The organism is Deltaproteobacteria bacterium (assembly GCA_009692615.1).
GTDB lineage: Bacteria > Desulfobacterota > Binatia > UBA9968 > UBA9968 > DP-20.
Genome location: SHYW01000039.1, coordinates 1 through 22,867, shown reverse-complemented (window position 1 = coordinate 22,867; position 22,867 = coordinate 1). Strand labels below are relative to the sequence as shown.

The window sequence follows — 22,867 nt, the reverse complement described above, 5'->3', positions numbered from 1 at the left end:
GCAACAACAAGGGCTCGCAACCAGAGCAGCTACCGGAAGGACAATTATGAATAGTTGGACAATCGCAGCGGTGTTGGGTGTGGTCGAAGGGGTAACGGAGTTTTTGCCGGTGTCGTCGACCGGCCATTTGATTATCGCCGGCCACATGCTTGGCTTTGTCGGCGACAAAGCGTCGAGCTTCGAAGTGGCGATCCAATTGGGCGCCATTCTCTCGGTGGTGTTTCTTTATTGGCACCGATTCGCCGGGCTGATGCCGATTTCCGGCCAATCGCTGCTCGGCTCGGGTTCGAATTTAAAGGGTTGGCCGGGAATCTTGCGCATCGTCATGGCGACGTTTCCGGCGTTGTCGATCGCCTTTGTCGCGCGCCACGCGATCAAGGAGCGCTTGTTCAATCCCGAAGCGGTGTCGGTGGCCTTGTTGGTTGGCGGCGTGGCGATTCTGCTGGTCGAGCGCTCCATCGCCCAGCGGCGTTCGGTCGCCCTGGAGGACATTTCACTGATGCAGGCTTTCGGTATCGGTCTGTTTCAAGTTCTCGCCTTGTGGCCGGGGACATCGCGGGCGGCGGCGACGATTGTCGGCGGCATGCTGCTCGGCCTCGACCGCAAAGGCGCGGCTGAGTTTTCTTTTTTAATCGCCGTGCCGGTGTTGTGCGCCGCCAGCGGTTACGAGCTGATCAAAATGCGCGGCCAACTGGCTGGTGAAGATTTAGTCGCTCTGGGCATCGGCTTCGTGATCTCATTTGTCGTCGCTTTTATTACCGTCAAAGGCTTCGTCAGTTTTCTCAGCCGCGGCCGGCTCGCGCCGTTCGCTTGGTATCGCATCGTGGTGTCGCCGATTTTTTACTTTCTGACCCGCGGTACTGGACTTTAACGATGTTTATTTCGGTTCCTCGCGCCGTTTGACCCAGTCGAAAATCTGATTGCGATAGAAATAGGCGACCCCCAAGATCGCCACCGATGCCACAGAGATAATCGCGAATGTGCTGTACTGTTGATTGGCGATGGTCGCACCCTGCATGGTGAGCAGATAAGTGCCGGGGATTCGGCCGATGATGGATACGAACAAGAACGTGCCGACCTTCATGCGGCTCAAGCCGAGTACGTAGCAAAGATAATCCTTGGGAAAACCGGGGAACAAAAACAGCACAAAGCAAATCACCACGCCGGTGCTGCTGGTGAGGAAGTTGAACTTCTCGAGCACGTCACGTTTGACGAAACGCTCGACAAAAGGCCGGCCCAAAATACTCGCCAGCTCAAAGGCCAACCACGAGCCTAGGGAAAGTCCAACCGTCGACAACAAAAAACCCACCGTTTCGCCGTAGACATAACCGCCGGCGACGCCGGTGAGCTCGCCGGGAACTGGCGCGGCCACCACTTGTAAGACTTGTAATAGGACGAATACTGCCGGCGAGTAGGGGCCGAGGTTTTGCAAGAACTTGCTGAGCTTATCGCTGCTGGCATAAATCCCCTCGAAGTCGTCGAGATCTTCGCTGGCAGGGGCGAAGGCGCTGAATGGCCGAGGAATATAGCGGCTAAAGAAGAACAGCAGCGCTACCAGAACAATGAAGATCAGCCCTCTGATGGCGAGGCGGCGCCGTTGGTCGCTCATCGGGGTCTTATAGCAACAATAGCTCGCAAAGACGAGGGATCAACCGCTTCCATTAGCGTTGTTGATCGCCGGTTGCTTACGCTAAGCACCGAAACTCATCACCGGCCTTTTTGCATTTCCTTCAATAACGCTTCGATCTTTTTCATTTCATCGCCATAGCCGGCCCAGTTGCCTTGCTTGAGATTTTCCTGGGCCCGTTGAAAATGGTCCAGCGCCTGGCGCGCCGGGGTTTGCTCACTTTTCGCCGCCGCTTGCGGGGCCGCGGCGACCACCGGTTGCGCCGCTTCTTTGGCCGGTGCTGCGCCGAAAACTCGTTGCAGCGATTGCTCCAAGGTTTCTTCCATGGCGATACGATTGCCGAAGGCGACGATCACCCTCTTGAGTTCCGGCAGGGAGCCCTTTTCCGCCGCCAGATAGAGCGGCTGGACGTAGAGCAAGGAGCGGTCGATAGGAATCGATAATAAACTACCGCGAATCACCTGCGAGCCGCGCTGGTTCCACAGGCTCAGCTGTTGGGAAATCGTCGTGTCTTGATCGATGCGGGCATCGATCTGTTTCGGTCCGTAAACCAGTTTCGCTTTGGGAAAGTCCAGGGCGATTAGTTTGCCGTAGTGGGGCGCATCGCTGCGCGCTGCCAACCAGGAACGCATGTTGTCGCGCTTGTTCGGCGTGAACGGCAGCAACAGGACGAATTCTTCCTTGGTTTCTCCGGGCAAGCGCATGATCGTGTAGTAAGGCTCGACATCGCGCTCGCGCCCTTCGTCATTTTGGCGCGGGATGCTGAGCAGGTCTTCTTTGTTATAAAAAACCTGCGGGTCCTGCATGTGATAGGTCGTGTAGACCCGCGCCTGAATCGAAAATAGATCCTGCGGATAACGAATATGGGCGCGCAGATCCTCGGGCATGGTTTCAAGTGGTTTCATCAGATTGGGAAAAGTCTTGGCAAAGGATTGAATCACCGGATCCTGGGTGTCGCTGGTATAAAACTCCACCGTGCCCTGGTACGCGTCGACCACCGCTTTGACCGAGTTACGAATATAGTTAGTGCCCTGCTGGCGCAGCGGTTCCGAATAGGGAAAGCGATCCGAAACCGTGTAGCCATCGACGATCCAGAATAGTCTGCCACCCTGGGCGACGACCACATAAGCATCCCGGTCGAAAATGATAAACGGCGCGATCTTTTTTACCCGCTCCTGAATCTGGCGGTAGTAAAGTATCCGGCTCTCGGCGTTAAGATCCTGGGCCAGCAAGATGCGCAGCGATGCGTGATGAGCGGAAAAAACCAAGCGGCGCCATAGGGAGCCGATAGCCACGCCGCGCTGACCCTTGTACGTCGTGTAAATATTTTGATCCCCCGCCGGGTAATCCAATTCCTGGGATTTGGTCTGCACCAAGACATAGTCGTTGGCGAGTTCGCCGTAGTAAATCTCGGGGCGAGAGATTTTCAGCGAAGTGGTCGCCACCGGCGGAATGTCTTTGATAAAAAATTCTGGCTGGCCGCTCGAGGTGACCTGGTTGACCGGGCCGAAGACCACGCCATGGCCGTGGGTGAAGGTCAGATGCTCGTTGATCCAGTTGCGGCTTTGCAGATGTTGGTGGGACAGCTCGCGGGCCGACAGCATCACTTGGCGATAAGTGCCGTCGATCATGTAGCGGTCGTTGTCGACATCGACAAATTTATAATAGGGGCGAATCTCTTGCAGCTGCGCGTAGGTGGTCAGCAGCGGCCGATGGTCCCAGAGCCTGATGTTGCTGATCGTCGATTCGTTACGTTTGAGATCCGCCGCCGTGAGCTGCTCATCGGCCGGGAAATCTTTAGTTGTGATCTTATCCAAGCCGAAGGCAAAACGAGTGAACTTGATCGTGCGCTCGATGAACGGCCGCTCCGCTTCGATTTCATTGGGCGTGACGCGAAAGCGCTGCAATAGCGTCGGGTAGGCGTTGAGACCGAGCAGGTGTACGCCGACTAGAGCGCCGACGCCGAGGATGACAAATTTATAACCGGCGCGGTAAATTTGCGCGAAACAGAGCGCCGCCGCGATCAAGGCGAGAAAAGTGAGAATTCTCAGCGCCGGCAAATTGCCATAAACATCGGCGTAGCTGGCACCATGGGACACACCGCGGCTCGAGTGCAAAAGGTCGAAAGCGTCGAGATAATAGCCGGCGGCCTTGGCGATCAATAGCAAGCCGAACAGAACCAGTAAGTGATTGCGCGCACGCGCGCCGAGCAACAGGCCGCGCGCGGTATATTCTATGCCGCGGTAAACAAGATAAACCGCCGCGCAGGCGACGATGCTCAAGCCGATGGCAAAGATCGCCCAATGGTAAATGACCCGTAACAGCGGCAAGCGAAAAACATAGAAGCCGACGTCCTGGCCAAACTGCGGATCTTGTAAGTTGAACGGCACGGCGTTGAAAAACAGCGATGCTTGTTCCCAACTGGCCGCGCCTTGGGGTGACGCCATGATGCCGACTAGCAGCGCGCCCGGCAGCAGCAGCCGCTTGAACATCGGATCGATGAGCTCGGGGGCGGGAAGTTCAATAATATTGTCGGCGCCGCTGTAATGAAATCCGGTCGGCATCGAGGAGGCGATTTTCAAATTGACGTAGATTAACAGCGCGAACAGACTGCCGGAGATACCACCGAGAGCGCTTTTGTAGGTGAGGATGGTAGTAAAAACATGCCCGTAGCCAACATCCTGAAACCATAGCCAGTCAACGTAAAGTCCGATCGCTTGGCGAAAGAACATCACGGCCATGACTAAAGTGATGAGTAGGATCACGCCGCCGATTCTGCGCATGGGGGCCTCCGTCAGACTTATAAACGGTCAGTCAATTGACTGGGTTCGTAGAGAAGTTGTTAGTTCATGGCAATGCGGCGGTTCGATGCCGGTCAAAACTATCAAACTTGTGGTCACTGCCATTATATTTGCTGTTGTGTAGAAAAAAATGGCGCTGGAACGTTCCAGCGCCATTTTGGGGTTTAGATAAGCTTTAGCTTGGGGTCAAGCCTAATCGTGGCCGACTCTGGGGCGCCATTTATCGAAGCGTTTCTCGTAGCGATCGACCACTTCGGTTAAAGCCATGCCGCTGATCGCGAAGATCAGAACGCCGACGAACACTTTGTCAGTCTGGAAAGTCGCACCGGCGACGGTGATCATGAAGCCGATGCCCGCGGTGGCGGCATAGAGCTCGCCGACCATGACGCCGATCAGCGCGCGGCCGATGGCCAGGCGCAAACCGGTCAAGATGAAAGGCACGGTGGAAGGGAGCACGACGGATTTGAAAATCTGCCATTCCGAGGCGCCGAAGCTGCGCGCCGCGGTGAGCAAATTGGCCGGCGTAGTTTTGACGCCGTCACGGGTATTGATTAGCAGTGGGAAAACCGCGCCGAGAAAGATGATGCCGACCTTCGACAAAATGCCGATGCCGAGCCAAATAATCACCAATGGCAAAAGCGCGACACGTGGCGTGGCGTTCATGGCGTTGACGAAGGGATCGCAGACATACGCGAATCTTTTGTACCAGCCGATGGCGATGCCGAATGGGACCGCGAAGATGATCGACAAGAAGTAGCCCCAGCCGAACTCGACGCCGCTGACATAGAGGTCATTCCAAATTTCCCCCGAGGCGAACATTTGCCATCCAGCCTTGGCGATCATCGACGGCGCGCTCATGAACATGGGATTGATGAGCCCCGCCCAATTGCCAATGGTTTCCCAGGTCAACAGGAATAGCACCGTTGAAGAAGTGCCGAGAATTAACTTCTCATTGTTCAGATAAAATTTATACGCCGCCGATGCTTCGGCAACGCGAATATCTAAAAGTTGTTCTTCAGCCGCTTGAGCCATATTAGTTCCCTCCAATGGTTACGATTAGGACATTGACACAGTGTCATCAGCAGCGCACCAGTACCAAAAGGGCAGATAGTTGTCAACAGATTTATCAGGCGAATCAAAAACGGCGATTCCCGTCGCTTGGAAATTACTGCGCCGCCTTTCAATCGCGGCCTAATCTTGACAATCCTTAAGGTATTAAATATTTTACTGTCCAGCGATCCTTCCATATACCAGGAGATAACATGAAACTTCTTTTTGTTACCCCCCCCATGGGCAATTGGGCGCCCTGGGGCGAGCGTCATTTGGCGGTTAACGCGCTTCATGCGCAAGTGGCGGCTTTCATTCGGCAAAAGAATGGCGCGGAGGTCTCCGTCTTAGATTGCCGCGCGCTCGGTTTGGACGACGATCAGATGTTGGCGGAAGTGCTGCGGCAACGGCCCGAGGCGGTCTTCTTTGGCGCTATGATTGCCGCGGCCGGCGGTGCGGCGACGCTCAATCGCTTCCATGCGGCGATGCAAAAGATCAAAGAGGTCGCGCCCCAAACGGTTACCATCGGTGGCGGTCTGATGTACACCGCGGTGCCGCAAAAGATCATGGCTGACAATCCGCAACTCGACTTTGCGATTGTCGGCGTGTTTGGCGACAATGAATACGCCGTCTGTGAGTTATTAGAAGAACTGAAAAAATCCACGCCCGATTTCAGCGCGATCAAGGGGCTGGCGTACCGCAAAAATGGCGAGGTGGTGCTGACGCCGGCGCGGCCGGTGATCGCCAATCTCGACGAGCTGCCGATGCCCGCTTACGATCTGTTTCCGATGGACAAGTATTACGGCTACTCGGTGATTCCCAATTATAATGAGTCGGTGACTTCGCGCGGCTGCGAGGGCGCATGCCATTTTTGCTACGAGTGGTGGCTGGTCGACCCGCGCAACCCGCGCGATTTCACCTCGCACCGAACCAAAGGCGGGAAGAGAATCGCTGAAGAAATGGAACTGCTGAACAAGACTTATGGCGTCAAAGCCCTCACCTTCATGGACGACGATTTCAGCTCCGATCGGCAGAAGATGGTCGACTTGGTCGAAGCGTTAGAGGAGAAAGAGTTAGACATGAGCTGGTTCATGCTCAGCCGCGCGCAAAACCTGATTCGCGATAAGGATCTGGTGCCGCGATTGCGCAAGGTCGGTTTGTATCAAGTATTGATCGGCATCGACGGCGGCACGGACGAGGAGATCGCCGAAGCGCGTAAGGGACCGATGAAAGTCGGCGTCAAAGAATTGAAAGAGCTGATTCAGTTCCTGCGCCAGAACGACATTTCCACCATTTCGACTTACCTCAACGGTTTTTGGGAAGATGACGAAGCCAAGATCCGCCAGCGCGCCCAGGCGGTGGACGAGATCGATCCCGACATCGTAATGATTCAAGTGCTCAATCCGATTCCCGGCTCGCCGATTTACAAAGCCGCAGTTAAGAACAACATCATCGAAATCGACAACCTGAGTCTCTACGACTTGGAACATTCGGTGATGCCGACGAAATATTTGAGCCGCCAACAGTTGGGCGAACTCACCGGTTGGGCGTTTCAATCTTTTTACAGCAAGCCGGGCCGCGTCGAGCGTATTCTCAACGGCTACACTTCGCCCTATGTGAAAATGAAATTCCTGTCGTTCAAGAGCAACGCGGCGAAGTACGAACAGAACGCCGCGCACGGCGAGGCGGCAATTTAGTTCTCGTCCTGGTCATGGCAGAAGCGAAAACAATTCCGACATTGCGCGGTAAAGTCGCGCTAGTTACCGGCGCCAGCCGCGGCATCGGCGCGGCGGCGGCGATTCGTTTGGCCCAAGGCGGCGCCGCGGTAGTCGTCAATTACCATCAGAACCGCGAGGCGGCCGAGAAAGTTCTCGACGAAGTTCGCGGCGCCGGCGGGCGCGGGATCGTTTATCAAGCCGATGTCACCCAACGCGCCCAGGTCGAGTCCATGGTGCGCGCCGCGAGTGAAGCACTTGGCGCTATCGATATACTGGTCAACAACGCCTACTTTCCGTTTCAAGTCAGTGCGCTGCACGAAATATCTTGGGACAAATTTCATCAGGCGATCGAGCATGAGTTGTCGGCATTCTATAATTGCGTGCAGGTTTGCTTGCCGGCGATGAAAGAAAAGCAGGCTGGCAGGATTATCGTCGTTAGCACGCGCTTGGCGCAGCAGCCGCTGCCGCGCATGGGCGCCTATGCGGCGGCGAAGTCGGCGCTCGAATCGATGGCGAATACGATGGCGATTGAATTGGGCCCGCTGGGCGTCGCCGTCAACGTGGTGACGCCGGCGTTTACGTTAACGGATGCCTCGCTGATCATGCCCGAAGCGTTTCGCGAGCGGGTGAAGGATACCCGGCCGCTGAAAAGGCATCTCTATCCTGAAGACATCGCCGGGGCGATCGCGTTCTTGGCCAGCGATGAAGCGAGCATGATGACGGGAAGTCATATGCTGATTACCGGTGGGAGTCATCTGCAGCTGTGAGAAATTACAAATTCCAGATTCCATATTACAAAACCTTCTAATTGCTCGACGGCGATCGCGGATAAACGTTTTCGATTTTAACTTTTGTATTTTGCACTCTGCAATTTTACTTAAAATCTCATTTCCATGCTTACTCTCGACGAGATCATCGCTAAACTAACCGACATTGTCGGCCCGCGGCGGATCTCGACCAATCCGATCGACAAGATCAACTACCAGCATACCTTGGCCTACGGCGCCTATCGCGCTTTGCCGGATGTGATCGTGCGTATTGAATCCGACGCCCAGGGCAATCACAAGGTTGCCGATATTTTAAAATTCGCCAATGAAAATAAAATTCCCATCGTCGCCAAGGGCGGCGTCGGCATGGGCATTAGCTCGCCGCTCAAAGGCGGCTTGCTGTTGGACATGCTTGGCATGGACAAGGTTCTCGAAGTAAATCCGACTCTGCAGTATGTCATCGCCGAAGGCGGCGCCAGCGTTTACGCGATTCACCATGCACTGCGCCAGCAGGGTCTGATGCTGCCCAACTTCGGCACCTACGGACCCGCCGTGGTCATCGGCGCGATGATCAACAAGGGCGGCATCGGCTACGGCATGACGCGCTACGGTTGGATCGCCGACATGGTGCTCGGCCTTGAAGTGATTCTCGCCAACGGCGAGACGATTCGTTTGGGCGCGCTAGCAAATCAGGGAACGACCTTCGGACCGTTTCAAAAATGGATTCACCTGCCGGATTTGCTCGGCCTGTTTACTCTGGCCGCCGGTTCCATGGGTATCATCAGCACAGTTTGTCTGCGCGCGATTCAATGCCGGCGCGAGTGGCTGCATGATTACTGCTACGTGTTCCGCCGCGATCAGTTGCAACAGGTGCAGGACGCGCTCATGGAACAGGTACGCGGCGAAGTGGTTTACGACATTCATTTCACCGACCGCTGGCAGTATCACTGGCCCATGGAAGAGGGCTTGTACGATAAAAGCAAAATTCCCGACGACGGCTGGTTTTTCTTGAAGACCGTGCTCTTGGCGCGCGATCAAGAAGAGCTGGCGTTCAAGGAAAAGCGCATGCGGCGGATTTACCAATCCGCCGGCGGTGTCGACGTGCCGGAGATCGCCGACAAGGCGATGGGCGCCCAGGCGCAGGAGTTGGGTTTGCACGGCTGGCCCGATTGGCATGTCATGGGGCCGGACGGTTGGTGCGGTGCGGTGGTGCGCCATACCGGCATGTTCGCCGTCACTTCGAAAATGTATCCGCTTACTTTTCTCAAAGAGATGTACGATCTCGACGAAGCGGCCAAGCGCGAATGCGGCATCTGGGACGCCGAGCACTCGCCGCAGCATGACAGTTACGTGACCCGCGATTTCGCCATCAAAGAAGAGTATTTCACTTTCTACAATCCCTACGACGAGGAAGATGTCGGCAAGCTGCGTAAATGGATGGGCATGGTGGCGCAGTTTAGCAACGAGCGCGGCGTGGTGTGGACCGCGCCGACGCTGAGCACCAAAGGGCCGGTGCCTTATCAGCGTTTGGGAAATCTTTACGATGTCATCAAAGAGATCAAGCAGCTGGTGGATCCGAACAATATCTTAAATCCCGGCGCGCTTTATTAATCACGGAGGAATTTATGAGTCTGGGCAGACAGGATTTTAGCGGCAAGAAATTAACCGAGGCCGAAGCCGACGCGGTGATCGCCGATTTGAAAAAATATTTGTTGGACTTGGCCGACAAGTGGCTCATCAAGGGACGCTTTCATAGCGACATGGGCAACGGCACGCTGCCCATGGAGGCGCTCAAAATCTTTTGGCAAAACTGGTATGGCTTCGTCGCCGAGATCAATAATTTTCACGGTGTCGCCTACCAGCGCCAGCAGCCATTTTTCAAACGCCACCCCGAGCTGCTCAAACATTTCGCCGCCCATGTCGCCGACGAAATGATTCATCCCAAGCCCCCCGGCCATATTCAGATCGTTCTCGAGCAGGGATACAACTTCGGTCTCAAAGATGACGACATGGTCGAGTACGAAATGCTCGCCGAGTGCCGGGCGTTTTTGGAATACTACCGCGGCGTTTTGTATGAGGGGACCACCGCCGAATGGTGGGCGTCGTTCTGTGTCGAAGAAGCGGTGGGCCACTGGGCGCGTTTTTTTGGCACGGCGCTGCGCAAGGTTTACAACTTTCCCGAAGATAAGATCGTCTACTTTCGGGTGCACGCCAAAGCGGATCTCGAAGAGCATGACGGCATCATGGCCCACGCCGATCTCGATTGGCTGGTCTTGAAAAACTTGCTCATGGAAGGCAAGGCCGAGACCCGGCCGGGTTTCAATCTCGAATACTGCATGCGCATGGGAACTTCCTACTTCGCCTGGTTCTTCGAAGGCGTCTATCAGCAAATCAAAAAAGAAGGCTTGTACAAAGAATAACCATGGCCGATTCTAACCAAGAAGAAGTTTCGCCCCGACCGCTGATGCGCATCCTCGGCGATTTCGCCAACAGTCAAATTCTCGACGCCGCATTGGAGTATGATTTCTTCACGCTGATCAGCAAGGGCCATAACACTGCCGACGCGGTGGCGCGGGAAGCCGGCACGGATGCGCGCGCCACGCGCATCGTGCTCGACAGCCTGCCGGCGTTGTCGCTGATTGAAAAGCGCGACGGCAAGTATTTCCTCGCGCCGTCAGCGCAAGCTTTTCTCGTCAAAGGCAAACCTTCCTATTGCGGCGATTTTCGCTACGTCGCTTTAGCGCTGTGGGATGGCATGGCCCATCTCAAAGAATCGCTCAAGACCGGCAAGCCGCTCAGCCGCATGGACACCAACGCCGAGCTGCAAGTTTGGGAAAAGCTCGTGCTCGGCATCATCGTCATCGCCGAGCCGGCGGCCAAAGCGCTGTGCGATATCTTAAAAATTGGCGGCGAGCGTAAAGCCATGCGCGTCCTCGACATCGCCGGTGGGTCGAGCATCTTCGGAATGACCATCGTCACGCGTGATCCGAGCGCGCAGGTGACGCAGTTAGACTGGCCCAACGTTAACGCAGTGGCGAAGAAGGCTAACAAAGAACGCGGCCTCGAAGGAAAAATTCGTTTCATCGACGGCGAACATCACACGGCGAATATCGAAACGAATTATTATGATCTTGTTCTCGCCAGCAATTTCTGCCGCTTCGAATCGCCGAAAGGCAATCAGGAGTTGTTCGCCAAAGCGTATTCCGCTTTGAAGCCCGGCGGCATTTTCGTGGTCAACGATTTCGTGCCCAACGAAGAACGCACGGAACCAACATTCGCTTTGCGCTTTTCGGTCTACACGCTGACGCACACGCCGGAAGGCGAGTGCTGGACGCTGTCGCAATATTCCGAGTGGCTAAAGAAAGCTGGGTTCGCTGCCATCGAAACCCACGGCGATATTCCCAAGACCTTGCCTGGGACGACACTGATCTTGGCGACGAAGAGTTAATAGCGTTTCGTTTCGTAGGATGGATTGAGTTCTAACGAAATCCATCGGCTTCGAGGGTATTCGAAATGTCGCATGCGTGATGGGTATCACTTATCAACCCTCCTACTGGCTCTTCCATGACCTGAACGAATCGATGTAGGGGCGCGATGAATCGCGCCCCTACATAAGGTCAATTCATTTCGGCATCGTCAGATGGGTGACAGGTTCACGCCGATACCCATTAGGAAAACTGGTTCGGTGCGAAACTGCCCTCTGCGGCTAAGAATCAATCTGCAATGGCTGCTAACGAGCAGTAGTAATTTTTTTTAGAGCAGTTTCTTGCCGTCGCTTTCCCATTTACTCAGGCCGCGGCCTTGTTCTTTGCGGGCGGCGATGATGCGGCGCCATTTTTCTTCGTCGTCGAGGAGTTCATCTTTGTGATTGAGCGCCAGGGCGGTGATCTGCAAGCGGTTGTTGTCGGGATCGAAGAGATAAATGCTGCGCTCGCCTTCGGGCCGTAGCCCTTCGTCGGCGCGTTTGTCGCCTTGACTGCGGCCGCCATGGCGTTCGACCAGCGCGATCATGGAAGCGAAATCTTCTTGAGCCACATTCATCGCCATGTGGCAGCCGCGGCCATGCTTTTTGCTGCGTTCGGATAGTTCTTCGACTTCAACCAAACCGATCATCTGGCCATTCTGGGTTGGGATCATCATTTCTGTGCCACAAGCGACCGGCGCGCCGGTGCCGAGAACTTCGGAGTAAAAGGTCAGGGCTTTTTTCAAGTTGCGGGTTTCGAAGACCGTGTGGCTGATGCATTCGCTAGACGGCTCTTTGCGGCGGACGCAGAATTCGAGATGGTTGCCGTCGGGATCGTCGAAATAAATCGAGCGCGCTAGCGGCGCGTCCGCGGAATGTTGCACCGGTCCGCTAAACGCATGGTTAGCGAGCAATAAATTTTGCTCGACCTGCTCGAAGCGCGCGGCTGAAACGCCGACGCCGATGCGCGGCGCGGCGCTCGCCGAAGCCGGCGCGCTGACGCCGGGCAGGTGCAGGCCAATGATATTTTCGCCGGCGAGGACGTAGGTTTGGCGCGGGCTACCGTCGGGATTGCGCCGGGTGGTTTTGAATTTCAAACCGAGGATGTTGACATAGAAAGCTTGATTGACTGCCAGATCGCCCACCGGGATGGCGATATGGTCGATGGTTTCAACTCCGTAACGAATTTCCGCGACCATTTTTATTTTCCTCCGACAGGCGCATGGCTGACAACGGGAACCTAACTAAAATTGCCTATAGCCGTCAACCGCTGCACTAAAAAAATTTTTGCCGTCCCGATCAAATAATTTCCGGAAAGCTAAACGGCCGTTTGCCCAGGCGGCGCGCGCCGTTTTTTTCGATGACAACCGTATCGCCACAGCGGATCGAATCCGGCGCGTCGCCCGGCATCGCTCCCGGTTTGAGCACGAAGACATTGCCTTCGACCATGGGCAAATCGAGATGCTGCGTGTAAGTAGCGCTGGTGTACATATCGCCTTCGACTTCGCCGGTGATCTGCGGCCGGTCCTCGCCGATGCCGCGGCCGTGCAGCAACATGCCTTTCGGGATGAATCCGGCTTCGCGCACGAGCTTCTGATAAAATTCCACCACGGCGCGGTAGGACACGCCCGGCTTCATGAACTTCACCAGCTCATCGAAAACTTTTACGCTGACCTCGAAGGCGCGCTTCAATTCCACTGGAATTTTTCCCAGACAAGCGGCTTGCACGGTTTGCGAAACATAGCCGCCATATTTGGCTTCCAGTTCGGTGTTGATCATGTCGCCGGCTTGAAGCGGGCGGTGTGGCGCGATGCGACACGCCCAGGGCACGTCGGCGCCGGCGCCCCAATGAGTCATCGATGGATAATCGCCGCCATTTGAAATAATCGTCTGCCAGATGGTCGCCACCATGTCGTTTTCCATCACGCCGGGTTTGGCTTTGGCAAGAATCGCGGCGACGACTTTATCGAGAATCTCCGCCGCCCGTTCCATCCAAGCGACTTCTTCCGGTCCTTTGACGGAGCGGGCGTCCTGCAACATCTCCGTGGCGTTTTCAAACCGCGCCTTGGGAAAGGCTTCACGCACCCGATCGAGCATGCCTGAAACCACGGTACCTTCGGGCGCGCGCAACAAACCGCTCAAACCGCTGACGCCGATGCGGCCATTCTGCAAATTCAATTCTTTCATGCGCGTAATCAGCGGCGGGCTCCATTCCCGGCGTGAGGGACGGATGTCGTGGACCCAGTCTTGAGCGATGTTCCACCATTCGATTTCGTTGCCGCCGCGGACAAACGCGGTGGGTTCACTGGTTGCGGGAAAGACCACGGCGACTTCAGTTTGATGTCCGCCGATGTGGGTTAGATAGCGAATGTTCGCTTGAAACTGGTCCCAATGGCTTTGATTGGGGAAACCGATGATGGCATCCAAGTGGTCTTGGGCCATGCGCTCGCGCACGCGCTGCCAACGCCGCTGCCGTTCCGCTAAGCTGAACTTGGGTAGTCCAAAGCCTCTTTCACCGCTGTTGATCATTCGTTCACAGGCTCTCTTTTTCTTAATCGATCGTCACCTTATATGGTGGGTGGTGGCTGGGATCAAGGTGGCCCTGGAAATAGCCGGGCCTAGCTGCTACAGTTCGACCTCGTGCACCCAAGCAACCCCGTCAAAGTCTTCACGTCTCAGCTCGCAGAATAATTCCCTGTCCAAGGGAAACCCTTATGCAGTATCTGGCAATTTGCGAGGACGATCTGTTGTTTCAATTTATGCGCAATGTTGCCGCCGAACAGGGCGACGTGCGCTATCTGGTGCCCAATCAACGCATTGCCGGGCGGATCAAGCGCCAAGGCGGCAAGGTGCGCCACGGCGATCTCTACAAAGATGACATCTATAAAAAGATCAAACTGCACCATGTAGACCAAGCGGTGGTGTTCGTGCGCGACAGCGACGATCAGCATGCGGTATGCAGGTTGCTGCGCGAATTAGACAAGAATATTTCGATCGTTTCTTTGACCTCGGAGAAAAACGGCAAGAAGCCGAGCAAAGAACCGGAGGACGCGCTGCTGCGTCACTTGTTGTTGGCCGATATCTTCGAGGAGTTTTGCGCCGCCCAGCTGCTCGGTACTTTGAACATTAAAAAGGTCGAGCGCATTCGTTCGCTGTTCGACGAAGGCGAGAAGATCAACATTCTCTTGCAGCACGATCCCGATCCTGACGCCATCGGCAGCGCTCTGGCGCTGCGCGAATTGCTCAACCGCAACCGCGCCACCACGCCGATCGTCACCTTCGGCCAGGTGACCCGGCCGGAAAATTTGGCGATGATCGATCTGTTGGAAATTCAGATCGAGCGAATCACGCCTGAAGACTTGCATAAAGACGGCGCGCGCTTAGCGTTGGTCGACGTCCAGCCGCCTTACTTCGAACAGCCGCTCGGCCGGGTCGATCTGGTCGTCGATCATCATCCCAAACGGACCAATTTCAAAGCGCGCTTCGCCGATCTGCGCAGTGGTTACGGCTCGACGGCGACGATTTTTACCGAGTATCTGCGCGCCGCCGGCATGGAGCCGTCGCAGCGTTTGGCCACGGCATTAGTTTACGGCATCAAGACCGACACGCTGTTTCTTGAGCGCGGCAACAACTTGGCCGACTTGAGCGCTTTCAACTATCTCTATCCGCTCGCCAACAAGGCGATGATCACCCGCATCGAGCGACCGGCGTTGCCGCGCGAGGATCTCGAAGCCTTTGGCCGGGCGCTCAGCCGGCTGCAAGTCGACAGCGGCGTCGCCGTGATTCACCTGGGCGAGGTCAACCGCGAAGATGTGATTCCGCAGATGGCCGAGTTCTGTTTGCAGATCGAAGGCGTCGATTGGGGCGTGGTTTCGGGCATCGTCAATGACCGCGTGGTGATTTCCGTGCGCAACGTCGGCTACGTCAAAAGCGCCGGCGAGATCATGAAAAAACTCTACGACGACATCGGCAGCGCCGGCGGCCACCGCGCCATGGCCAAAGCCGTGGTGCCCGTCGATCGTTTCAAAGAACGTTTCGGCGAAGTGAGCGAGAAGGCGATTCGCGAAGCGATGCTGCCGATGATCGTCGACCGCGATCAGATCGAGCTGGAGTTGCGGTGAGGGAAAAGTTGGAGTGATGGAGTATTGGAGTAATGGAGTGTTGGGGTCCGGAAAAACCCATTACTCCACTACTCCATCGCTCCAATTGCCCCTGGCCCTCCAATTGACAACCAAACCCGCCTCGCGATAAGTTCGGCTCGTTCATATTGACCGGGAGGGTGCCATGGAGTTTCTCAACCTAGTGCAGAAGATTGACCAGGCGCGCGAGCAGAAAATCAAGAACAGCCATTTCTTCGGCACGGATAATTTTCGCTCGTGGATGCTTTACTTTGAGCCGGGCGACGATACGCCGATGCACTTCCATCAAAATCCGGAGACCTTTCTGGTCATTCAAGGCGAGTGTACGGTGAAAGATTTTAAAGGCGGGGAGCGGGTGGCGAAAAAAGATGACATCGTATTTTTCGCGGCGAAAGAATATTATCAGTTGATCAATAAAGGGACCGAGCCGCTGGTGATGTTCGGCAATCGCTCCGAACCGTTCGGCATCGGCATCACCCGCGCGGCGGAAAAATAAATTACTTATCAACCGTTTCCCAACCGTTCCAAGGAGGACAGCTCATGCCTAAACTACGCCATCTGGCCATCCGCACCGAAGATACCGGTAAGCTGGCGACGTTTTACATGGACGTCTTTGAGATGCAGATGCTGCATAAGGAAAAAGAGGAAGGCGGCGCGATTTTTCTCACCGACGGTTATTTCAATCTCGCGATCCTGCCCAATCATGAACAGAACGCGCCCAACGGTCTGTACCATTTCGGTTTCGAAGTGGAGAACGGCGAGAAGATCGTCGAGCGCTTGAAAAAGGTCAACCCCAACAAACTGCCCAAAGCGCGGCCCAACGGACGTCCTTATGCCGAAACCCGCGGCTCCGATATCGACGGTAACTACTTCGATATTTCGGAGCATGGCTTTTCCAACGTGGTGCCGCTGGGCGAGAAGAAGCCCGAATAATCCGCAGCCAACGTCGGGGAGATTCATGAATCTCCCCGACGTTGAGAAGGAATCACTTGATGGAGTGTGTAGCGCGTCGATGGCCGGAGACGCCAAGAATTGCGTTGGCGTTTTGGCTGGTGTTGGCGGTTCTTTTTTCGATCTTATCCGTCCCGAAATTTTTAAGCGCGCAGACAAAATCAAATCTTTCCTCTAGCGTGACCAGCGAAAGCATGACCCATGTCTGGGTCGCGCGCGAGCGCGGCTTGTTCAAAAAATATGGCGTCGACATGCAGTTCATTCTCATGCCGCGCAATCCATTAGCGATCGCTGCTTTGCTTGCAGGTGAAATAGATGCCGCGATCATCGGCCCCGGACATCTCGTCAATGCGGGTCTCAGCGGCGCTGAAGTCGTCGGCATCGCCAACTTCAATCAGAAACTAGACTTCCGCCTGAACACGCGCCCTGAGATCAAGAAGCCGGAAGATCTGCGCGGCAAGCGGATCGCCGTCAGCGGTCCCGGTTCGACCTCACATTTGGTGTCGATGTTGGCGCTCCAGGGTCTTAGCATCGATCCAGCAAAGATTTTTTTTTGACGATACCGGGGACGGAAATGAACCGGCGCTTAGCCCTCGAGAGCGGCAGCGTCGACGCCACCACGCTCAGAGGCGCGATGGGCGAGGTCTACGCCAACAAAGGTTTCACCTTGCTTTATAATTTAAAATCGGCCGGCGTGACCTTGCCGCAGAACATGCTGGTGACGACGCGGCGCACGGCGACGACAAAGCCGCAGGTGATCGAAGGCTATTTGAAAGCGACCATCGAGGCGATCGCGATGATCGCCGATCCAGCCAACAAGGAACTGGTGAGCCGGCTCTTGGCAGCGAACCTGCGTTTGAGCAATCCGGCCGATGTCGAGGAGTCCTATCAGGCGTTGATCACCAACTACGAGCGCGCGCCGCACACCAGCGTGGAGGGAATGAAGCGGCTGCAAAAACTTTTGATCCAGCTCAACCCAAAGATCGCCGAAGTGCGCGTCGAGACGTTGATCGACAACTCTTTCATGAACAAGCTCGAAAGTTCCGGGTTCATCCAGGGCTTGTATAAAAAGAACTGATAGTCCCCGCATTTAATTTTTATCGAAGATGGAGAATTTTGAACCGTGAGAACTGAAAACATCCCCGTAGTGGTTGTTGGCGGCGGTAGCGCGGCATTCGAAGCCGCCGTGGCGGCGAAACAGGCGGGCGCGCCCAAAGTCGTCATGTTGGAAAAAGCACCGGAGCCGGAGTTTGGCGGCAACGCGCGTTATTCGCACACCGGTTTTCGTTGGGTGTTTTCCGGCGCGGATGAGATCCGCCGGTTCCTGCCCGATCTCGACGACGCGACTTTTCAAAAACTAAATCTACCCGCCTATTCAAGCGAGCTGTTCCACGCCGATCTCCAGCGCGTTACCCGCGGCCGCATCGATCAGACACTGGCCGACGTGCTGGTCAGTCAATCTAACGCGGCGATTCATTGGATGCGCGAGTTGGGCATCAAGTGGGAAATCGATTCCAACGTGGTCATCGACGGCCGTTATTACTTCGAGCCGGGATTGGTGATCCATCCGGTCGGCGGCGTCGGTGGCGGACTCGGCCAGTTGGGACAATGGCGCGAAATTGCATTGGGCATGGGCGTCGATCTGCGCTACGAGTCGCGGGTTAAATCCTTGCTCGGCAACGACCGGCATATCGAAGGCGTCGTGGTCTCCGATCCCAAAGAAGAATACGAAATCAAAAGCGGGTCGATCATTCTTTGCGCCGGCGGTTTTCAGGCCAATCCGGAAATGCGCGCGCGCTATCTTGGCGCCAACGCCGACTTGATGAAGGTGCGCGGCAGCCGCCACGATACCGGCGAAGTCTTGATGATGACATTAGCGATGGGCGCGAAGGCGGCCGGCCATTGGCAAGGCGCCCACGCGACGCCGATCGATTCGACTTATCCCGATGTCGAGATCGGCAGCAAAGCCAATCGCTACGGTTATCCGTACGGCATCACGGTCAACACATTGGGTCAGCGCTTTTTCGACGAAGGCGAAGCGCGCCATTCTTACACTTATGCGAAAACCGGTTGGGCCGTGCTCGCTCAGCCGGGCGCGCTGGCCTATCAGATCTACGATCAGACAACGATTCCTCTGCTCGGCACGCGCTACGAATTTTCCACGCCGATTGAGGCAAACTCAATTGACGAGTTGGCCGGCAAGATCGGCATCGAGCCGACCGTGCTCAAACACACAGTCACGGAATTCAACAACGCGTCGCGCAAGGACGTGGTCTTCGATCCGACCAAGCTCGACGGCAAATGCACCGAAGGCATCACGCCAAAAAAATCCCATTGGGCGAGTCCCATAGACAAGCCGCCTTACTGGGCGTTTTCAATCACCGGCGGCGTGACGTTTACTTTCGGGGGACTGCAGATCAATACGCAGGCGCAGGTGTTAAATACTTCCGGCAATCCGATCCGCGGCCTGTTCGCCTCCGGCGATATTGTCGGACTGTTCTTTCACAACTATCCGTCGTGCACCGGACAGACGCGCAATGTCGTCTTCTCGCGCTTGGCCGGACGGAATGCAGCGGCGCAGGGGCTTTAGGCTGCGCCATTTCAAATTTCAAATTGCAGATTTTAGAAAGTAGGATGAGCGGGGGGATGCTTTGTATACCGGTGCGTTTAGGTTGCGTTCTTCACCGTTGAAAAATTACTTACCAACTCCTTGCTAAGAGCAAGGACTGCTTCGGCAGTCTGGATCGCCGCGCTGCCTTCCGCTGGGTTATTGAAAAACTCCTTGGACCGCTTCGGCGGGTCGCCGACCGGATATCGTGTCAGATAGTAACAAGTGTCGAGACTCCAGGTCTCGGGACCAAATCCGCCGAACATTGCGTCTGCTTCGGCCGCCCACTTTAACAACGTATACACCGAGTGAGTCGCACGGGCATGCGATGTTCTCGACTTTGCTAGGAAGCCTTTGAGAGATTTCTCGATAGTTTCGTGGCAAAAAAATAAAGCGTAACCCCAATCTCCTTTATCCGCTATCGTGCGGGCTGCGGCGAGGTCATCCTCCGCTTGAGCAATCCAAGCGCTTGCCGACTCTTCCGTTGTTTCACCTAAGACAAGCGCACGCACGGCCTCGACGCATGTTGGACACATGAACCATCGGTCCCGCACCAAGAAAACGTCCGCGAGCGGCACCGGCTCATCACAGAGAGCGCAAAATTTGGCAGCAATTTGTTCTGTAGTTTGTGGGCGATCTGTTGCGACCGCAGGTAAACCACTTTTTCTTCTAGCCCAGCGATCAATAGGCCACCAAGGAGGCGACTCTTGATTCCGTCCACGGGCATTGACTGACGTATCTCGCCTAGACTTCTCCAAGATGTCAGCGCAAATATCTATGCATTCATCACAAATATTAACTTTCGGCCCGGCGATGATAGTGTGCACGTGATCCTGATTTTTGCCGCAGAACGAACAGACGGTTTTCGCTGTTGGCATGGGTGGGTCGTCATTAGTCGATGCCATGCTATTATCAGTTGTACCGTCAACTTTGAGCGTATGGAGCGTGATTAACCATTGATGACTATCGTTCTGAAACGACGCGATGGGTATCGCTGCGCTCCACCCATCCTACGAGTTCTGGATCATAGATTGATTACTCCAACATTGCCTCTCTTTACAATCTTGGTTCCGTAGCGCTCCGATAGTTTGCTCACCCGTTCGATCACGCGGTTGGCGACCTCGCCTTCGGCGAGCACTGGCCGGCCGCGCTGCGGTCTTGGTCGGCCGAAGCCTTGGTCGATGGGGTGGATGCGGATTTCTCTTAGTTTGTTGCTATTGAACTCGCAGACGGCGAACATATTTTCCCAGTAGGCGGGATCGCTGGGGTGGCCTTTCTTGCCGCCGTTGGTTCTGGCGTCGAGAAAATCGGCCGAGGTGGCTTTGAGGTCGAGATCGAAACGCTCGTAGGCGTCGGAAGGAAAAAAGCCGACGGTTTCGTTTTGGAAAATCAAATTGCCGACGCTGTAGAAAATCGGCTTGCCTTTGTAGATTTCAATGCCCAGGGGAAAGTGCGGGCCGTGGCTGACGAAGATATCGGCGCCGGCGTCGATCGCTTGATGGGCGAATTTGGTGACGAAGTCGGCGCACTCTTCCAGTTCCGCGCGGGTGCTGGCGGTTAGCAAACTTGGGCCGCCGAACTCGTGGCAGTGGACGCTGACCACCACCCAGTCGGCTTGGCGGCGCGCTTCGCCGATCCAGCGTAAGTTGTCTTGCAGGTCGCGTTCGCTCGCTTCGGTCGCAATCGCGAAGCCTTCGCCTAAGACGTAGCGATTGCCGAGCAAGGTCAGCTCATTGGTGTTGGCGCTAGACAGCTCTTTGTCGCTGTAAAAATGTTTGCGCGCGCGCTCGGTGCTTTTTTCAAAGCCCAGTTGACGGCTGATGCGTTGCAATTGTTCGAAGGCCGCGGCGTCGACGTAGTGGGTGGTTTGGAAACCCAATGGATTGATGCCCGGCCGGCCGCGCAGGTCGGGTCGCTGTTCGCCGGCTTGATTCCAGGGGCGAAAGGTCGCGGTGGCGGCGACCAAGGCAACGCGGCCGTTAGGGGTGTCGAGATAGCCGGGCGCGCGCGCTTCGGCGAGATTTTTGCCGCTACCGGCGTGAACCATGCCCGCGGCGTCGAGATGTTTGAGATTCGCCAGCACGCCGTCTTCGCCGTAATCGAAGGCGTGATTGTTGGCGCAGCAAATCAAGTTGATGCCGAGCCATTGCAGGTCTTCGAGCAGCTTCGGATCCGTCGTCATGAAGGTGCCCTGGGTAATTCCCGGCGTGCCTTCGTCCCATGTATGTATCGTGCCTTCAAGATTGGCGAAGCTGGCATCGGCGCCGCGAAAAATGTCCCGCAGCTGGAGAAACTTCTCTTCTTTGAACGGCATGAGCTTGCGCGTTAGCATCGTATCGCCCGCCAGAGCGATGGTGAAATTGCCTTTTTCAGATTGGTAAGTCATATCGTTTTCCTTGGTTGATGGTCGACGCAAGTTTTTAGTTTTGAGTGTTTAGTTTTTAGTTGACCGGCCTCCGATAACTAATCACTAAAAACTCAAAACTAAAAACTCACTTCAACCCCATCACCTTGCGGTAGGTCTGAAAGTATTCGTTGTAGCGCGGCGCCATGCTCATGGGCAGCGGTATGACTTTGGTTTTGGCTGGCGCTTCTTTGAGGATAGGCGAAGCGACATCGGCGCGCGGCACGTGATAGCCGGCGGTGGCGATCACCTCCTGGCCCTCGCGCGAAAGCAGGTAATCGTTGAGCAGCCTTCCCGCGTTGGGATGGGGCGCGTCTTTGACCACGGCCATGCCAAAGGTCAGGCCGATGACTGGTTCAGCGGCGATCCATTCGATGGGCGCGCCTTCTTTTTTCAAACGGTCGACGCCGTTGGCGAAGGCCACGACCACGACGGCGCGTTCGCCGGCGGCGAGCAGGGTTTGCAGTAACGAGTGACCGACGCGGAATTGGATGTCTTGCCCAGCGAGCTTGCGCAGCAAGTCCATCGCCTTAACTTCGCCATAATACTGGATCATGCCGGCCATCCACTTGCTCTCGTTGTCGTCCATCAACAATTGACCTTTCCAGCGCGGTTCGGTCAGATCGAAAAAACTTTTCGGCACATCGGCCGGGGCGACCATTTTTTTATTGTAGGCGATGACGTTGAGCGTCGAGGCGGGCATCATCCAAAAACCTTTGTCGTCACGATACTCCGGCGGAAAAGCGGCGCGCTCGGGAGAAAAGTAGCTCTCAAAGATTCCTTTCTGCAAGACGCCGTAAAAATCGAACGCCGATTGTTGCACGACATCGGCGCGCACTTTGCGCGCCTGGGCTTCGGCGACCAGCCGGGTCGCCATGCGTTCCGAACCGATTCGCGTGGCGTCGACTTTGATAAACGGATATTTCTTTTCAAAGGAGGCGACGATGCGTTGCGCCGAGACCGCTTCCATGGACGCGTAGAAGACCACTTGGCCTTCTTTCTTGGCGCCGTCGATCAGCGGCTGCGCGTGGACGATCCGGCTTGCCAGTAAAAGCAACGATAATCCAGTAAGCAATAGTTGGCGTCTCATAAGCACGCTCCCGGCCATCGACATGGCGCGAGGATTAACATTGATAGTTAGCCAGCGTCAATGCGATTTGATCTTTTTCAACGCTGTTCAACACAACGTCGACTTTACCTGTCGTGGCAACGTCAATATGTCATGTTAACAGCAACGCGATTATGTCAGGGTAGTGCGTTGGGTTGAGGTCGTAAGTTAGAAACCTGGCCATAGCGGAACCCCACCTTGTTGGAGTTGGTTCGATATAGGCCAAGTGTGTGC

At 55.6% G+C, this 22,867-nt stretch carries 20 protein-coding genes; 12 read left to right on the top strand and 8 right to left on the bottom strand.

Going from position 1 to position 22,867, the window contains the following annotated elements:
• Nucleotides 1-46: 46 nt before the first annotated feature.
• On the top strand, nucleotides 47-871 hold the full coding sequence (locus tag EXR70_11435) for an undecaprenyl-diphosphate phosphatase (GenBank protein ID MSP39093.1): 825 nt from the start codon (nucleotides 47-49) through the stop codon (nucleotides 869-871).
• A 6-nt stretch (nucleotides 872-877) separates the two neighbouring features.
• Here EXR70_11435 and EXR70_11430 read toward each other — a convergent pair whose 3' ends face one another.
• The 3 genes from EXR70_11430 to EXR70_11420 all read right to left on the bottom strand — a co-directional run bounded on the left by EXR70_11430 (nucleotide 878) and on the right by EXR70_11420 (nucleotide 5,460).
• Nucleotides 878-1,609 carry a TVP38/TMEM64 family protein gene (locus EXR70_11430; GenBank protein ID MSP39092.1) on the bottom strand — a complete coding sequence of 244 codons (732 nt, stop codon included), beginning with the start codon at nucleotides 1,607-1,609 and terminating at the stop codon, nucleotides 878-880.
• 98 nt (nucleotides 1,610-1,707) lie between these two features.
• Nucleotides 1,708-4,410: a UPF0182 family protein gene (locus EXR70_11425; GenBank protein ID MSP39091.1), complete on the bottom strand. Its 2,703-nt coding sequence runs from the start codon at nucleotides 4,408-4,410 to the stop codon at nucleotides 1,708-1,710.
• Between the two features lie 210 nt (nucleotides 4,411-4,620).
• The gene (locus tag EXR70_11420; protein MSP39090.1) at nucleotides 4,621-5,460 is read right to left on the bottom strand and encodes an ABC transporter permease; all 840 of its coding nucleotides are present in this window, start codon (nucleotides 5,458-5,460) and stop codon (nucleotides 4,621-4,623) included.
• Nucleotides 5,461-5,690: 230 nt separating this feature from the next.
• On the opposite strand from EXR70_11420, the gene EXR70_11415 reads away from it, so the two are divergent.
• The 5 genes from EXR70_11415 (at nucleotide 5,691) to EXR70_11395 (ending at nucleotide 11,408) form a co-directional block, all read left to right on the top strand.
• Nucleotides 5,691-7,172, top strand: a complete 1,482-nt coding sequence (locus EXR70_11415) for a radical SAM protein (protein MSP39089.1) — start codon at nucleotides 5,691-5,693, stop codon at nucleotides 7,170-7,172.
• Nucleotides 7,173-7,186: 14 nt separating this feature from the next.
• Nucleotides 7,187-7,960, top strand: a complete 774-nt coding sequence (locus tag EXR70_11410) for an SDR family oxidoreductase (protein ID MSP39088.1) — start codon at nucleotides 7,187-7,189, stop codon at nucleotides 7,958-7,960.
• A gap of 126 nt (nucleotides 7,961-8,086) precedes the next feature.
• Complete coding sequence (locus EXR70_11405; protein MSP39087.1) at nucleotides 8,087-9,571, top strand: FAD-binding oxidoreductase; 1,485 nt, start codon at nucleotides 8,087-8,089, stop codon at nucleotides 9,569-9,571.
• 14 nt (nucleotides 9,572-9,585) lie between these two features.
• Nucleotides 9,586-10,380, top strand: a complete 795-nt coding sequence (locus tag EXR70_11400) for a hypothetical protein (GenBank protein MSP39086.1) — start codon at nucleotides 9,586-9,588, stop codon at nucleotides 10,378-10,380.
• A gap of 2 nt (nucleotides 10,381-10,382) precedes the next feature.
• Nucleotides 10,383-11,408 (top strand): methyltransferase domain-containing protein, encoded by a 1,026-nt coding sequence (locus EXR70_11395; protein ID MSP39085.1) that lies wholly within the window; start codon nucleotides 10,383-10,385, stop codon nucleotides 11,406-11,408.
• A gap of 305 nt (nucleotides 11,409-11,713) precedes the next feature.
• Here EXR70_11395 and EXR70_11390 read toward each other — a convergent pair whose 3' ends face one another.
• Together EXR70_11390 and EXR70_11385 are read right to left on the bottom strand one after the other, a co-directional pair.
• Entirely contained in the window at nucleotides 11,714-12,622 is a 909-nt protein-coding gene (locus tag EXR70_11390) for a hypothetical protein (GenBank protein MSP39084.1), read from the bottom strand.
• 100 nt (nucleotides 12,623-12,722) lie between these two features.
• Complete coding sequence (locus EXR70_11385) at nucleotides 12,723-13,952, bottom strand: aminopeptidase P family protein (protein MSP39083.1); 1,230 nt, start codon at nucleotides 13,950-13,952, stop codon at nucleotides 12,723-12,725.
• A 185-nt stretch (nucleotides 13,953-14,137) separates the two neighbouring features.
• Between EXR70_11385 and EXR70_11380 the strand changes: the two genes are divergently transcribed.
• The 6 genes from EXR70_11380 to tcuA all read left to right on the top strand — a co-directional run bounded on the left by EXR70_11380 (nucleotide 14,138) and on the right by tcuA (nucleotide 19,103).
• A complete protein-coding gene (locus EXR70_11380; GenBank protein ID MSP39082.1) occupies nucleotides 14,138-15,544 on the top strand; it encodes a bifunctional oligoribonuclease/PAP phosphatase NrnA in 1,407 nt (468 codons plus the stop codon).
• 163 nt (nucleotides 15,545-15,707) lie between these two features.
• A complete protein-coding gene (locus tag EXR70_11375; GenBank protein MSP39081.1) occupies nucleotides 15,708-16,058 on the top strand; it encodes a cupin domain-containing protein in 351 nt (116 codons plus the stop codon).
• 44 nt (nucleotides 16,059-16,102) lie between these two features.
• On the top strand, nucleotides 16,103-16,495 hold the full coding sequence (locus EXR70_11370) for a VOC family protein (protein ID MSP39080.1): 393 nt from the start codon (nucleotides 16,103-16,105) through the stop codon (nucleotides 16,493-16,495).
• Between the two features lie 59 nt (nucleotides 16,496-16,554).
• Nucleotides 16,555-17,070 (top strand): hypothetical protein, encoded by a 516-nt coding sequence (locus EXR70_11365; protein MSP39079.1) that lies wholly within the window; start codon nucleotides 16,555-16,557, stop codon nucleotides 17,068-17,070.
• A 17-nt stretch (nucleotides 17,071-17,087) separates the two neighbouring features.
• Nucleotides 17,088-17,591, top strand: coding sequence for a hypothetical protein (locus tag EXR70_11360; protein MSP39078.1), 504 nt, complete (start codon nucleotides 17,088-17,090; stop codon nucleotides 17,589-17,591).
• 45 nt (nucleotides 17,592-17,636) lie between these two features.
• Entirely contained in the window at nucleotides 17,637-19,103 is a 1,467-nt protein-coding gene (gene tcuA / locus EXR70_11355; GenBank protein MSP39077.1) for an FAD-dependent tricarballylate dehydrogenase TcuA, read from the top strand.
• Nucleotides 19,104-19,180: 77 nt separating this feature from the next.
• Here tcuA and EXR70_11350 read toward each other — a convergent pair whose 3' ends face one another.
• The 3 genes from EXR70_11350 to EXR70_11340 all read right to left on the bottom strand — a co-directional run bounded on the left by EXR70_11350 (nucleotide 19,181) and on the right by EXR70_11340 (nucleotide 22,639).
• Nucleotides 19,181-20,026: a HEPN domain-containing protein gene (locus EXR70_11350; GenBank protein ID MSP39076.1), complete on the bottom strand. Its 846-nt coding sequence runs from the start codon at nucleotides 20,024-20,026 to the stop codon at nucleotides 19,181-19,183.
• Between the two features lie 119 nt (nucleotides 20,027-20,145).
• Nucleotides 20,146-21,507 carry a CapA family protein gene (locus EXR70_11345; GenBank protein ID MSP39075.1) on the bottom strand — a complete coding sequence of 454 codons (1,362 nt, stop codon included), beginning with the start codon at nucleotides 21,505-21,507 and terminating at the stop codon, nucleotides 20,146-20,148.
• A 106-nt stretch (nucleotides 21,508-21,613) separates the two neighbouring features.
• Nucleotides 21,614-22,639: an extracellular solute-binding protein gene (locus EXR70_11340; protein MSP39074.1), complete on the bottom strand. Its 1,026-nt coding sequence runs from the start codon at nucleotides 22,637-22,639 to the stop codon at nucleotides 21,614-21,616.
• Between the last annotated feature and the right edge of the window lie 228 nt (nucleotides 22,640-22,867).